The sequence below is a fragment of the Paenibacillus sp. Y660 genome, from assembly GCF_057221575.1.
Map to the genome: position 1 here is coordinate 19,004 of NZ_JBXBBJ010000022.1, position 14,101 is coordinate 33,104.

10 protein-coding genes are annotated in these 14,101 nt (G+C 48.5%); all 10 read right to left on the reverse strand.

Going from position 1 to position 14,101, the window contains the following annotated elements; genetic code table 11:
* Position 1: 1 nt before the first annotated feature.
* The 10 genes from AC2TDN_RS20435 to AC2TDN_RS20480 all read right to left on the reverse strand — a co-directional run bounded on the left by AC2TDN_RS20435 (position 2) and on the right by AC2TDN_RS20480 (position 13,984).
* On the reverse strand, positions 2-1,084 hold the full coding sequence (locus AC2TDN_RS20435; protein ID WP_482069010.1) for an ABC transporter permease: 1,083 nt from the start codon (positions 1,082-1,084) through the stop codon (positions 2-4).
* Between the two features lie 5 nt (positions 1,085-1,089).
* Positions 1,090-2,634, reverse strand: a complete 1,545-nt coding sequence (locus tag AC2TDN_RS20440) for an ABC transporter ATP-binding protein (RefSeq protein WP_484690025.1) — start codon at positions 2,632-2,634, stop codon at positions 1,090-1,092.
* A 130-nt stretch (positions 2,635-2,764) separates the two neighbouring features.
* Positions 2,765-3,817: a BMP family lipoprotein gene (locus tag AC2TDN_RS20445; RefSeq protein ID WP_484690026.1), complete on the reverse strand. Its 1,053-nt coding sequence runs from the start codon at positions 3,815-3,817 to the stop codon at positions 2,765-2,767.
* Positions 3,818-4,163: 346 nt separating this feature from the next.
* Positions 4,164-6,164 carry an ATP-dependent zinc metalloprotease FtsH gene (gene ftsH, locus AC2TDN_RS20450; protein ID WP_482069007.1) on the reverse strand — a complete coding sequence of 667 codons (2,001 nt, stop codon included), beginning with the start codon at positions 6,162-6,164 and terminating at the stop codon, positions 4,164-4,166.
* A gap of 106 nt (positions 6,165-6,270) precedes the next feature.
* Complete coding sequence (hpt, locus tag AC2TDN_RS20455; protein WP_482069006.1) at positions 6,271-6,810, reverse strand: hypoxanthine phosphoribosyltransferase; 540 nt, start codon at positions 6,808-6,810, stop codon at positions 6,271-6,273.
* A gap of 51 nt (positions 6,811-6,861) precedes the next feature.
* A complete protein-coding gene (gene tilS, locus AC2TDN_RS20460; RefSeq protein WP_484690027.1) occupies positions 6,862-8,274 on the reverse strand; it encodes a tRNA lysidine(34) synthetase TilS in 1,413 nt (470 codons plus the stop codon).
* A gap of 41 nt (positions 8,275-8,315) precedes the next feature.
* On the reverse strand, positions 8,316-9,239 hold the full coding sequence (locus tag AC2TDN_RS20465; RefSeq protein WP_484690028.1) for a serine/threonine protein kinase: 924 nt from the start codon (positions 9,237-9,239) through the stop codon (positions 8,316-8,318).
* On the reverse strand, positions 9,223-9,948 hold the full coding sequence (locus AC2TDN_RS20470; protein ID WP_484690029.1) for a vWA domain-containing protein: 726 nt from the start codon (positions 9,946-9,948) through the stop codon (positions 9,223-9,225). The genes AC2TDN_RS20465 and AC2TDN_RS20470 overlap by 17 nt, the downstream gene beginning before the upstream one ends.
* Positions 9,949-10,469: 521 nt before the next feature.
* Entirely contained in the window at positions 10,470-12,962 is a 2,493-nt protein-coding gene (gene spoIIE / locus AC2TDN_RS20475) for a stage II sporulation protein E (protein ID WP_484690030.1), read from the reverse strand.
* A 500-nt stretch (positions 12,963-13,462) separates the two neighbouring features.
* Positions 13,463-13,984 (reverse strand): S1 domain-containing RNA-binding protein, encoded by a 522-nt coding sequence (locus AC2TDN_RS20480; protein ID WP_482069001.1) that lies wholly within the window; start codon positions 13,982-13,984, stop codon positions 13,463-13,465.
* Positions 13,985-14,101 lie beyond the last annotated feature (117 nt).

Here is a 14,101-nt window from a genome sequence, read left to right on the forward strand (position 1 = left end):
TCTACACCGCCTCCTTCCGCTTGCTTGCACGTTTATTTAGAAAAGGCTTCAAGAACCACTTCACCAATCCATGCGAAGCAACGAAGAAAATAACGGCGCCGATTACAATGCGCACAACCTCTGGCGGAACGCCAGCGCCAAAGCTCATGCCTGCCGAGCCGTAGCTGAGGCCGCCGAACAAGATTGCACCAAGAAGTACGCCAATTGGCGTATTGCCGCCAAGCAATGCTACCGCAATGCCATCGAAACCGTATCCCGGTGAAGCAGCCATAACCGTCTGGTTGCCGAACACGCCCAAAATTTCAAACACGCCGCCGAGGCCGGCAAACACACCGCTTATAAACATCGATTTAACCATCGTTAATTTAACATTCATCCCCGCATACAGTGCCGCATCGGGATTATGTCCAACGGCGCGCAGCTCATAGCCTTGCTTCGTACGCCAAAGCACGATATAAAACACGACGATGCAGATGAGTGCAATGATCGTTCCCCAGTGCATCCGAGCGTTGTCCGTCAATTTAATAAGCCAGTCAATCTTCACCATTGCCGATTCATGAACGGCCATCGATTTCTGCTGACCCTTCTCGACCAGAAACTTCGCAATAATAAAATTAGACAAGAACAAGGCGATCCAATTCAGCATAATGGAAGAAATAACTTCGTTGACGCCGCGTTTTGCTTTCAAATATCCGGCAATTGCCGCCCATAGCCCACCGAATACAGCTCCCGTAATAATGGCAAGCGGAGCATGGATATACCAAGGCAAGTCGAGCAGAACCCCTATAATCGTTGCGCCTGTCATGCCCATTACAAATTGTCCCTCTACCCCGATATTGAAAAGTCCAGTACGGAAAGCGAACGAAACCGCAAGACCCGTAAAGATCAATGGAGTAATCGCCCGAACGGCTTCGCCCATGTTGTAAGGCGTGCTAAAGAGCTTGTCCAGCAATGAGCTGTAGGCCAGAATAGGATTGTAGCCTCCAGCTAGCATAGCAATAGCGCCGATCAATAGCCCGAGTATGATCGCCACACCTGGAATAAGGATAGAAGATTTATTAAATATTTTCTTTAATGTTTCCATATACGCTATCCTCTCCCCTCTGATGCAGCAACGGCCGACTTATTGCCAGCCATCATCAAACCAAGCTGTTGATCATCTCTGCGCTCAGCGTCAACCTCGCCCATTAGCTTGCCTTCGTACATGACCGCTATCCGATCGGATAAAGCATAAAGCTCATCAAGCTCGAAGGATACGAGCAAGATCGCTTTCCCCTCATTGCGGGCTTGTACCAGCCGCTTATGCACATATTCAATCGCGCCAATATCGAGCCCGCGTGTCGGCTGCACAGCAATAAGCAAATCAGGATCCTTATGCAGCTCGCGTGCGATAATCGCTTTTTGCTGGTTGCCCCCAGAGAGTGCGCGCGCATGAGTATGGATACCTGACGAGCGTACATCAAATTCCGTTACGAGCTTGTCAGCCAGCTTGTCCATCGCATCGTAGTCAATAAACATCGAGCGGCCAAATTCCGGCTCAAAGTAAGTATTTAAAATCATATTTTCACTAACCGAGAAATCAAGCACCAAACCGTGCTTATGCCGGTCCTCCGGAATGTGGCCTACGCCTGCAACTGATATTTGGCGGGGGGACAGATTCGTCATATCACGGCCATTCAGCTTCACGCTGCCGCCATCTAGTTTTCGCATGCCGGTAATCGCATAGATAAGCTCGCTTTGACCGTTGCCGTCAACACCGGCTATGCCGACAATTTCTCCGGCACGAATGTTAAAGCTGGTGCCGTTCAATGCATTTTTGCCATGCTCGCCCTTCATTTGCAAATCATCAACCGAAAGGACAACCTTGCCTGGCTCGTTTTTCGTCTTCTTGACCTCGAAGGACACATCCCTGCCTACCATAAGCTCAGCAAGCTGCTGCTCATTCGTCTCATCTGTACTGACGGTTTTGACAACCTTGCCTCTTCTTATAACCGTTACAGAGTCGGCAAGCGCCATAACCTCTTTTAATTTATGCGTGATAATTATAATCGACTTGCCTTCTGCAGCCAGATTGCGAATGATTTCGATCAACTCTTCGATTTCCTGTACGGTTAGAACGGCAGTCGGCTCGTCGAAAATGACAATTTCCGCACCACGATACAACGTTTTCAAAATTTCGACCCGCTGCTGTGTACCTACCGTAATATCTTTAATCCGCGCCTGAGGATCTACCTTTAGACCATAACGTTCGGAGATCGCCCGAACCTTCTCATTTGCCAGCTTATAATCGATTTTCAAACCTTTGACAGGCTCATTGCCAAGGACAATATTTTCAGCAACTGTAAAAGGCTGTACCAGCTTGAAATGCTGATGCACCATGCCGATGCCTAAATCAATGGCTTTTGACGCGCCTTCTATGACAGTCTGCTCGCCATTAATCCAAATTTCACCTTCATCCGGCTGATATAATCCGAATAAAATGTTCATAAGCGTCGACTTACCCGCGCCGTTCTCACCTAGAAGCGCATGGATTTCGCCCTTTTTTAATTCAAAATTAATGGAATCATTTGCAATGAGCCCTGGGAAGCGTTTTGTAATACCCTTCAACTGTACTGCTGTCAAACTCCGGTCCATTCTCATCATCTCCCCGGTTTTCTAACGCTGACTAAACCACAAAAAAAAGGACAAAGACCGGCCGAAGCCGGTCTTGTCTGATACATCGACATACGAACCTCAATCAAAGGATACCTTTGGATAAAGGAAACTATTCAGTCGGTACCTTAATGTCGCCGCTAACGATTTTTGCTTTATATTCATCTACTTTTGCAAGCACATCAGCAGGAACGTTCTTGCTTGTTGCCGGCAAACCTACTGCATCATCTTTCAAACCAAGCTCTTGAGTTGTTCCGCCAGCAAAGTTGCCTGCAATCAGGTCTTTAGAAACTTTATGAACCGCTGTTTCTACGCCCTTCATCATCGACGTAAGCGTGATTTCATCACCGAATTCAAGCGATTGATCTTTGTCTACGCCGATAACCCAAACGTCATCGCCGTTATCTTTACGAGCTTTTGCTTCATTGAACACACCGTTGCCTGTTGCGCCGGCAGCGTGGAATATGATGTCAATGCCAGAATCATACATAGTCGCTGCAGACAATTTGCCGAGGTCAGGCTTACCGAAGTCGCCAGTATAACTAGCAGTTATTGCCGCATCTGGCTTAACTGCTTTTACGCCCGCTGCGAAGCCTGCTTCAAAACGTTTGATAACCGGAATTTCCATGCCGCCTACAAAGCCGATTTTGTTTGTTTTAGTCATAAGACCTGCAACAACACCTACTAGGAAAGAGCCTTCATGCTCAGCGAATGTAATCGAAGCAACGTTTGGCGCTTCAATTACGCTGTCAATAACAGCCAGCTTTACATCCGGGTTCTCTTTTGCCACTTTGCTAAGCGCATCATTGAACAAGAAACCAATACCCCAAGTCAGGTTGTAGCCTTCTTTAACGAAGCTGTTCAGATTCGGCTCCATGTCTGCTTCGCCTTTGCTTTCCAAGAACTTCGTTTCTGCGCCTGTTTCAGCCTTTACTTTCTCTAATGCTTCCCATGCGCTTTGGTTAAACGATTTGTCATGAACGCCGCCGACGTCAGTTACCATACCGATTTTAAAATCTTTACCCGTACCATCGGATTCTACTTTGGCACCCTCATTTGTGTTTGTGCCTGCGCCGCCCTCATTGTTTTTCTTCGCTCCGCAAGCTGACAACACAAGTGTCAATGCGATCATCATAACGAGCATAAAGCTAAATGTTTTTTTCATGCGTGTTCTCTCCCTTGCTCAAATTTAGGTAAAGCCTTGCAACCCCTGAATACTTTCTTATTCTTGCTGTTTCTGGCCGCTATTATTTCATTATAGTTACAAAAAAATATACGTCAATGATTTGGAGTCAGGTTATATAACATTAAATCACTGATAAGGATTTTACGTAACATATATGTAACATATTGGCCAATAACAGCAAACCTTCATGTTAGATTTTCCAATTTAGGTCAAAGGTTTATACCCGTATTATAGGCTAAATCCGAACATTAATAAAGAAAAAAAAGTCGTCCTGCTACTCTTTACAAGTAGCAGAACGACTACAGCACGCTTCAATATCAAAAATCTACTCGGTCTTATCCGGATCTTTCGGGTTGTCGCGTTTCTCAAGAGAAGGAGCTTTAATCTCATCCTGCTCACGAGTCTGAATGCGCACCTTCACATCGCCAACCGTCTCCACGATAGGTTCTACCGTTGATTCCGTTGTTGTTGCCGCTCCGTCAGACGACGGGCCGCCCTCCAAAGAACCAGTCTCAACCAATCGTTTAATTTGCTCGAGCTCAAGCGTTTCTTCGCTAAGCAGCGTTTGAGCAATCAAATGCATTTCCTTGCTCTTCTCTGACAATAGCGTCTTTGCACGGTCGTAACAGCCGGTAATGATGGATTGCATTTCTTGGTCAATCTCGTAGGCAATCGCATCGGAGTAGTTCTGTTCATGACCGATATCGCGGCCTAGGAACACTTGGCCTTGCGAGCTGCCGAATTGCATCGGTCCAAGCTTATCGCTCATACCGTATTCCATAATCATCGCACGAACGATACTAGTCGCTTGTTTAAAGTCGCTGTATGCGCCCGTTCCGATTTCACCAATAAACAGCTCTTCCGCTACGCGACCTGCGAGAAGGCCAGTAATTTTATCAAGAAGCTCCTGCTTCGTTACAAGCATACGATCTTCCTTCGGCAGCATAATGACATATCCGCCAGCGCGGCCGCGAGGAATAATAGTAACTTTGTGGACAATATCCGCATGCTCCAAGAAGTAGCCTGCAATGGTATGTCCTGCCTCATGGTAAGCAACAATCCGTTTCTCGCGATCACTGACAACACGGCTCTTCTTCTCCGTACCGACGATAATCCGATCAATCGCATCATCAACCTCAACCATAGCGATATCCTTTTTGTTGCGACGAGCAGCTAGTAGAGCTGCTTCATTGAGCAAATTCTCGAGATCAGCACCGCTGAAGCCAGTTGTACGCTTCGCGATAACTTCAAGCTTAACGTCCTTCGCAAGCGGTTTGTTGCGAGCATGTACTTTAAGAACCGCCTCACGGCCTTTCACGTCTGGACGATCAACCGTAATTTGACGGTCAAAGCGGCCTGGGCGAAGAAGTGCCGGATCAAGAATATCCGGACGGTTCGTTGCTGCAATAATAATAATGCCTTCGTTAGCGCCAAAGCCGTCCATTTCAACGAGCAATTGGTTGAGCGTTTGCTCACGCTCATCATGACCGCCGCCAAGACCGGCGCCGCGCTGACGACCTACAGCATCAATCTCATCGATAAAAATGATACATGGAGCGTTTTTCTTCGCATTCTCAAACAAGTCACGCACACGGGATGCGCCGACACCGACGAACATCTCTACGAAGTCGGAACCGGAAATGCTGAAGAACGGCACGCCTGCTTCCCCTGCTACTGCGCGAGCAAGCAATGTTTTACCTGTACCTGGAGGACCAACGAGCAATACGCCCTTCGGTATGCGAGCGCCTACCAGGTTGAATTTGCGCGGATCCTTCAAGAAGTCTACAACCTCAACGAGCTCTTGCTTCTCCTCGTCTGCGCCAGCGACATCTTCAAATGTAATCCGCTTCTTCTCATTATCATAAAGCCGCGCTTTGCTCTTGCCAAAGTTCATCACTTTGCCGCCGCCGCCCTGAGCTTGATTCATTAAGAAGAAGAACAGGACAAAGATAATGACAAACGGGATGATGGAAGTGAGGAATGTAAGCCAAATGCTTGGCTGATCCATTTCCTTGCTTTCAAGCTTAAACCCGAACTGCTCCTGCCATGCGAGGATTTTCTCCTCCGCTTTGACGCTGACCCTAGATACAAATTGGTCGCTTTCCGCGCCTGCAGGCTTTGTATTATATTTACCAGAAACAAAATAAGTTTGATTCTCATACTTGACACTCAGTTCTTTCACATTGCCTGATTCAACTGCAGCACGTAGCTCGTCATATCGCAATCCAACTGTCGTGTCATTTTGGCTGCTGATAAATTGAAAAATCCCAACGGTCACCAAAAAGATAATTAAATAAAAACCAGTATTACGGATGATCCGATTCATCCCCAACCTCCTCTCAGACGCTTAAAATATTTTACCATAGCATGACTTTCCATAACAATAGAGGTGTACGGAGAAGGGCATGTACGGGTGAATCGCTATTATTTCTTTATTTCTCATAAACCTGCGGCTTCAAAATGCCAATGTAAGGAAGATTGCGATATTTCTCTGCAAAATCCAGTCCATAACCGACAACAAACTCGTCCGGCAGCGTAAAGCCCTTGTAATCCGCTTCTAGTTCCACTGTACGGCGAGCAGGTTTATCAAACAATGTAACGACGGTGACCGACTTCGCATTGCGACGCTCAAGAACATCGATTAGATAGCTAAGCGTTAGTCCGCTGTCGATAATGTCCTCAACGATCAGAACATCGCGGCCTTCGACCGAAACATCAAGGTCTTTAATGATTTTGACAACGCCAGACGATTTAGTCGATTGCCCATAGCTTGATACGGCCATGAAATCAATTTCAAGCGGTACAGTCATTTCCTTCACCAAGTCCGCCATAAAAATAAATGCGCCCTTAAGAACGCAAATAACGAGCGGATTGCGTCCGCTAAAATCTTTGCTTAGTGTTTCACCAAGCTCTTTTACCTTGTCGCCAATTTGCTGCGCGTCATACAATACTTCTTGAATATCGTTCTGCAAAGTAGAAATCCCCCTACGCCTTAACTATGTTTATGAGTGTACCAGTGCTTCTTATTCGTTGCCTGCCCTTATGAAAAGCACACCTTCTGTGTGCGCCTCCGTAAGCGCGTGACTTGATCTGCGAATGCCCGGAATCCAGAGCAATTTCCCTGCTGCATCGAACAGCAATGGATACGTCTCCCGCTTCAGCGGAGCAACTTTCTCATCAACGAACATATCTTGCACTTTTTTCGAACCATTTAATCCTAAAACCTGAATTCTGTCGCCCGGCCGCCGATTTCGAATGACGAGCGGAAACATTAACTCTGAAACATCGAAGCAAGCTTCATAGCGTGAAGCAGGCTTGCGGCTATCTTCTGCAGATGCATGGAAAAACGCAAATGTCCATCCGCTTTGCTCGACTTTCAAGCTGGCTGTATCTCTTCCTACCTCACACGAATAGGCGCTCGCATCGTCTGACGAATGCTGCGGGACTTGAAGCCATCGCATCATATCGTACTCACGCGCGCAGCGAATACCGGCACCGGCATCAATTCGCCAAGTTGTTGGCGCATTAGCGGAAGCAGCAAGCCGCATCGTCTCAATCTGCTCGAAGGATATCTTTTCCGTTTCTTTAGAAAGATAACTTAATATTAGTTTAATCAATCTCCTTTGTAAAGCGACGTGGAGACCGTGCAAATCGATGCAGCTAATCGAGCATTCATTGGGGGATAGCGTAACGAGCTGCGCGAATAACGCTTCGGTTTGTTTCTCCATCCACTCGTCTTCCGCCCCTGCTACCTCAGCAAGCCGCTGAAGTGATTGGGATAGCTGCGGATTATGCCGAGATAAATACGGTAAAATATCTAACCGAATAATATTTCGGAAATAATGGCGTTCTGTGTTACTGCTATCCGTGCAGTACGGGATATGATGCTCTTCGCAGTAACGTAGAAGGTCTGACTTCTTCATACGCAGCAGCGGTCTGATAAGTTCCACGTTTTTTTCACGTCTTTTGCTAAGAATTCCAGCTAGCCCGGTTAAGCCTGTCCCCCGTATAACCCTCATAAGCACGGTTTCTGCTTGATCGTCAGCATGATGGGCCAGCGCAATTCGCGAGGCTCCGTAACGCGCTGCAATCTCATGCAGAAATGAATATCGTCTCTCGCGAGAAGCAGCCTGTCCGTTCAAACGTGTTTCTTCTATATAAGTAGGCATGTCGAATGTGACCGTTTCGCAAACGACTCCAAGCTCCTCCGCGAATGCCCGAACGACCATCAGCTCATGCGCCGACTCTTCTACGCGAAAACCGTGATTCACATGAGCCGCAATGATCGTTAATTCGTTTTCCTTCGCAGAAGCGGCCAGCAAATGGAGCAGCGCCATGGAATCCGGACCGCCGGATACCGCTACTACGATGCAATCGCCCGTTGACCATAGCCCGCGCTCCGCTGCCGCTTTCTCAAGTTCGTTCCCCAGATTCATATGTATTACCCTCACCTTCACTTCCCTGCTCATGGCTGATCTCACAGCACAATTCGCAGCAACCAATAAACCGATGTTCCGAGCAGCACCGCTGATGCGGCAACAAGCCCTTTCAGCCACACCGGCGTAGCGGAAGGCCTGTGCGTATCCCGTCTATGCATTAAGGATCGCCAAGCTTCAGATGCCTCGCCGGCATCGGCGAACTGGCCTGCAAAGGCTTTGCGCAGCCATCCGGCTACCGGCTTTAGTGCCGGGCTGGATTCCGCAATCTGAATCAGATCGCTCTCTGAACGATTTTGCGGCAAAAGCTCCAATGTCAGCTGATGGAGCCGCTTCGATTCATGCAGCTGAATACACAAAACGCCGAAGGAAAATAGATCGTACCTCGGGTCAGCCGAACGCGAGCCTCCGTTCCAGTAGCCGCGGTCATAGATTTCCGTAAACTGGCGAATCGCTTTGCCTGCCGCTGTTACGCCGCCATAATCAACCAGCTCGACATGCCCGTAATCGGCCACCATCACATTCTCCACCTTTAGATCGCCAAACACCCAGCCCGCCTGATGCAGCTTCGCCAGCTTGCCGAGCAGGTTGAGGCCCACAAGCGGAAACCACTCCGAGCCGTTTTGCTTCAAGTAGTCGCCAAGCGTTGCGCCAAGCACATACCGCATAATATAAAAAGGATATTCCCGTCCATCCGGCCCGTACAAATCGTCCACGTCAAAAAGAAAGGTTTCGTGCCCGTGATGCTTCTGCTTGGCGATCGACTGCAATACGTTAATCTCGGATTGCAGATCAATCGCATCGAGACCAAGCTTCAAGGCATACCAGCTGCGATCGCGCTGTACGAGATATACTTTACCGTTTGCGCCCTCACCAAGCAACCTCTCAACCCGGTACCGTCCCTGCTTCCACTTGCCGGTCACCACCATGCCGCGGCGAAGATCAACCTTAAACGACGTAGTCACTCATCATCCCATCCGTTTCATCTCTGCTCTTCTTACCATAATCTCCCTTGCGGTAAAAATCAATCACTTGCATAATCGCAGGACCCGTAGGTGTCGTTCCGCCCATTTGCAGCCTCGGGAAAATGCCCTGCACGCCATTAAGATGACTTGTCCAGCCTAGATCCATCACGCAATCATCCCCATGTCTTGAGCCTGGAAAATGAAAGACCGAAATCTCGCTTTTTCCTTGCCTAGCCTGCAGACTAAGCATCAAATCGCGTATGGCCTCCTCAACCGCAGCCAGCTTTGGCTTCATACTTGCGCTAGCATCAATAAGGAGCGCCACCTGCAAGCTTGATGTCTCCCCCAGCTCATCGATTACGCGAACGACATCGCTCCGCTTCTCCGGCGGAAGCGCCTCAATCGATCCATTGCCCAGCACCTGCTTGAGTTCCTTTTGCACCGCCAGCTGAATCGTCTGCACCACTGTCTTGCGCGTCATCATCTGCACCGTCTGCGATAGCTGGCGCGTATTCACCATTCTGCTTAGTCCGCCGCCTGCACGCGCAATCTCATCAATTTCCGCAGCACCAAGTTCGCCCACATCGCCATGATCCAGCACGCCTACCACATTAACGGAAATGCCATCCGAATGCGCATGCGCAGCCGCTACGACCGGACTCAGCCCCACATTGGAGCAGCCATCCGTTATTAATAATATTTGCTTCATAATTGTTTACCCTCCTCAAGTGTTTGTGTAACAAACACAGCTTCGTAAGCGTTAGCTCAGTGTTTGTGTAACAAACACTGCTTCGTAAGCGTAGGCTCCGCCTCAGCCTTCCTATTAGCTTTGCCTTTTTTGAGAGGGATAAACAGCTAGACTAGTAAAAAGATCAATAATTGCAAGCAAACGGCAGACAGCATTACGCCACCATCGCATGATGGCAGGTATTCACTTCCACTATATCATTCATCAGCTAATTCTATAAGGTCAATAAATAGATGAAACGCTTCTGTTTCAGAGATGGAAGATATGGATATATACACCTTACAGTGAGATAACCACCGTGTGCAACGGTTGTTGTTTCATTTCCCAACTTCAATTAGGTCAAACAAGCAACAAAAAGAAGCCGTTTGGCCGCCAGCTGCAATTGAGCTGACTGACAAAAGGCTTCAGCTTGCTTAATGATTAGATCCGATATCCGCCCACCTCTCTACTTAGGATTACTTAATATTACGAAGTAATACTTTTTAGCTCACCGTCCTTGGGCGCTCCATGCGCGTAATGCCAGGAAAGCGGAAGGACGCCCACTCCGGCAAATGCTTATCGATCCGCGCTACGAGCACCGTCATATCATCAACGATCTCGCCATTATGATGGCGAACCACCTTCTCTAGCAGCGCGTCCGCCATTTCCTGCGGATCATCCGTTTCCAGCTCGCTTATAATGCGCTTCATCCATAGCTCCTTGTTAACGGCAAGGCCCGGTGCATCATAAATGCCGTCGCTCATCATAACGAGCGTATCGCCGGACTGCATTTGCATGGATACAAAATCGACGTCAATATCTTGAAGAATGCCAATAGGCAAATTGTTTGCCGTGACCGGAATGACCTCACTTCCTCGTTTAATAAAGCTTGGGGTTGACCCTATTTTCATAAACGTCGTCTGCGCCGTATACAAATCAACGATCGCCAAATCGACGGTAGCGAATACCTCATCGGAAGAACGCAATAAGAGCACGGAATTGACGGACTTCACTGCCAGCTTCTCATCCATGCCGGACTGCAGCAGCTGCTGCAAAATAGACAATGCCGCGCTGCTTTCCTGCCGCGCACGCTCGCCATTGCCCATGCCATCGCTAATCGCAACAGCAAATTTACCATTTCCAAGCTCAACCATGCTAAAGCTGTCTCCAGACAGCAAATCGCCTCCTTTAGCAGCTCCTGCAATGCCAGTCTCCACCTCATACTGCTTAGCCGAGCCGAAGGCAACAAGCGTTGGCTCACCGTTTCTCGTTGGCGGACTCTCTGATTTAACCGCTATATGCTCGCCCAAAATATCGCTAAGCAGCGGCGCGATAATTTTGCGGCACTCATCATACCCTTGTCCAAACGAGTGATAGACCTCTATATCTACATTTCCCTCCTCCAGACTTACAATATCGATCCCTTGCACCGATAAGCCTAGTCCCTCCACCGCCTCTCGAATTTGCTCCTCCTGCAAATGCAGCGTTTGCCCCTCTCGTTTAATTTCTTTTGCCAAATCCTCCATCACCTGCGACACGCCATGCAATTGATCTGCAACAAGTCTGCGCGAGTCGAATATTTGCTTCTTCCAATGCATATTATTTTGATAAAGCTCGTACTGCTGCGTCATATCCGTTAGCACCTGTGAGGATTTAACACAGTGCGCTGACCAAGCCCGCGGTATCTCCTTGGCAGATGGAACACGATCCTCCTCTACAGCGGTCATCATATCGGTCATCATTTTGTACGTATGGAAAAACTTGTCCTCCCAGCATGCGTTTTGCCTATGACAGCTGGAGCAGCTGCGCTCGGCAACCGCATTCATAAAATGGCTGATCTCATCCTCTCTGTTCAAGGTCGTTGCACTGCTGTTGAGCTGGCCGAAGCTCCGCGACAGCTGGCTGAACACGTCCGAGTATTGCGATACGCGGTCCGCTGTCACCTCACGCACCCGCTTCGCGTACTCATGCTGTGACTTGGCATGCTCATTCGTTCCCGGCACATAGCGCGAGATCGTGCGAATCATGCTTCGCGGCGTCAGCATAAGCAGCATGGCTGCCGCTACTGACTCCCAGGTGGAGCTCATCACATCAGCCTGACTCCCTACATATATGGATAAAATCGATGTCCCAAGCAACATTCCAAATGCCGCTGCCATTTTGCCGCCCTCACGCAGCAAGCCAGCCAGCAATCCCGCAAACGCGAGTAAGCTCATTTGAACGACTGCACCAAAGTCAGCCAAGCTTAGAATGAGTCCTGCAACAACACCGACCGAAGCGCCAAGCGGGGCGCCGCCTGCCAAAGCAAACAGCAGCAGCATATATCTGGACATGACATGTTCTGCCGACAGGCCGTAGAAAACCCATCCGACCGCCCCCGTCATGACAGAAGCGAGCAAAATCATCAAACATATAATTTCTTCGTTTTTGAGCGAGGCAGATTTTTTAGTCATCGTTAGAACGGGGATAGCTTGTATAAACACGAGCGTAAGCACAAATCCGAGTGCTGCTTCCACGACGACGAGCATAAAATTGTACCAGCTAAGCTCGTCCCCTATAAATACGCTGAACATCTGCACCAATAGCGTTGAGGCGAACACCAGAATCGGCGCCGACGACAGCTCCGCCTTCTCATATGCCTCCAAGCCCTTCAGAAATAGAAACAGCACCGCGATTTCCATCGCAATCCACATCGGCGCCGGATCGGCGGCCAGCCAGCTTCCTGCAACCAAGGATATCGCCACCCATGGGTAAATATCCCTTCTCATAAAATAAATAACTGCGAAATAAGCGATAGCAAAAGGCATAAGCGATTCGAGTATAACCGCCCTTCCGAGCAAGAAGGCTACACCTACAAGTAAGAATGTCCACTTTTTGGCTAAAATGACTTGTATGAATCGCCGTGCGGCGGCCCATTCCCGACCTTTCTGCAACATCGTTTGAGCCAGACCTGTCCGTTTCACACCTGGAAGCACAACCGCGTTTTCCTTTTCCATGAGCAGACACCACCATTCCGAATGTAATGTGTTTTTCATTATAGGAGGTTGTCCGCATGAAGTTTGTCAGTTAACGTAATACGCTTAAATTTTTTTTCCGACAAAAATAATTGGCGCTCCTGCCCTTGTCAACAAGCGGTCAAACATATGCCCCGTATGGATTTGCCTCGTCTGGACCGCCGCCTTGAAGCAATGAGCCGACAACAAAATATGTGCTGTTTATCATCCAGATATTGGCGAATTCACGTAGTAACCTGTCGGTATTGATGGAGTATACGAGAAAAGTATTTTTTTCCAGCTTCTAGCAGGCTCACAAACGACAATGACCGTGCCAATCAGATGCTTTACCATTTATTCACCAGCATTTATCAGGATTAACGTTCCGCTTCGACAGCAAATAGTAAGCGCTTACCATCTGAATGTCAAAATCCGTTCATTTGCACGCAAAAAAAGCAGAACCTATAAGGTTCTGCTCTTAAATAATGTTATGACGATTCAGCTTATACTCGCTTGGCACCGCGTCCGCCGCGTTTGCCCTCCGTATTCTTCTTCAAAGAGGAGATCCGCTCTTCGCTGTCTTTCAGGAAACGTGACACTTTATCCTCGAATGACGGTTTACCGAATGCCGGTCTGCCAGACGATTGCTTGTTGAAGGGACGTCCGCCGCCACCACCGCCTCCGCCGCCGCGGTTGAAACGTTCGCCACCACCACCACTACCGCCAGTGCTTCCACCGCCGCCTCCGCTGTGACGCTCGCGTTGTTGTGGCGCTGGTTGGCCTTCTGGCCGGTCAATGGCTTGCTTAATGGAAAGTCCGATCTTTCCGTCTTTGTCCACGTTGATCACTTTTACTTTCACGACATCGTCGATTTTCAGGTGATCCTTCACGTCTTTGACGTAATTATCAGCAATTTCCGAAATGTGAACAAGACCCGTGACACCTCCCGACAAGTCGACAAATGCCCCAAAATGCGTAATGCCTGTCACTTTTCCTTCTAACTTAGCGCCCACTTCAATTGCCATAAAATAAAATGTTCCTCCCTAAAAGTTATGCGAAGCAAAACTGAGTTCATAAGCATATGCTATGTTTTGCGAAAACGCTATTAACGTGATTATAACCGAACCGTTCAAGTAAGGTCA

What these genes read in the sequence shown, in the direction of transcription:
- AC2TDN_RS20435 (WP_482069010.1), bottom strand. Translation starts at nt 1,084, where the DNA reads ATGGAAACATTAAAGAAAATATTTAATAAATCTTCTATCCTTATTCCA.
- AC2TDN_RS20440 (WP_484690025.1), bottom strand. Translation starts at nt 2,634, where the DNA reads ATGGACCGGAGTTTGACAGCAGTACAGTTGAAGGGTATTACAAAACGC.
- AC2TDN_RS20445 (WP_484690026.1), bottom strand. Translation starts at nt 3,817, where the DNA reads ATGAAAAAAACATTTAGCTTTATGCTCGTTATGATGATCGCATTGACA.
- ftsH (WP_482069007.1), bottom strand. Translation starts at nt 6,164, where the DNA reads ATGAATCGGATCATCCGTAATACTGGTTTTTATTTAATTATCTTTTTG.
- tilS (WP_484690027.1), bottom strand. Translation starts at nt 8,274, where the DNA reads ATGAATCTGGGGAACGAACTTGAGAAAGCGGCAGCGGAGCGCGGGCTA.
- AC2TDN_RS20470 (WP_484690029.1), bottom strand. Translation starts at nt 9,948, where the DNA reads ATGAAGCAAATATTATTAATAACGGATGGCTGCTCCAATGTGGGGCTG.
- spoIIE (WP_484690030.1), bottom strand. Translation starts at nt 12,962, where the DNA reads ATGGAAAAGGAAAACGCGGTTGTGCTTCCAGGTGTGAAACGGACAGGT.
- AC2TDN_RS20480 (WP_482069001.1), bottom strand. Translation starts at nt 13,984, where the DNA reads ATGGCAATTGAAGTGGGCGCTAAGTTAGAAGGAAAAGTGACAGGCATT.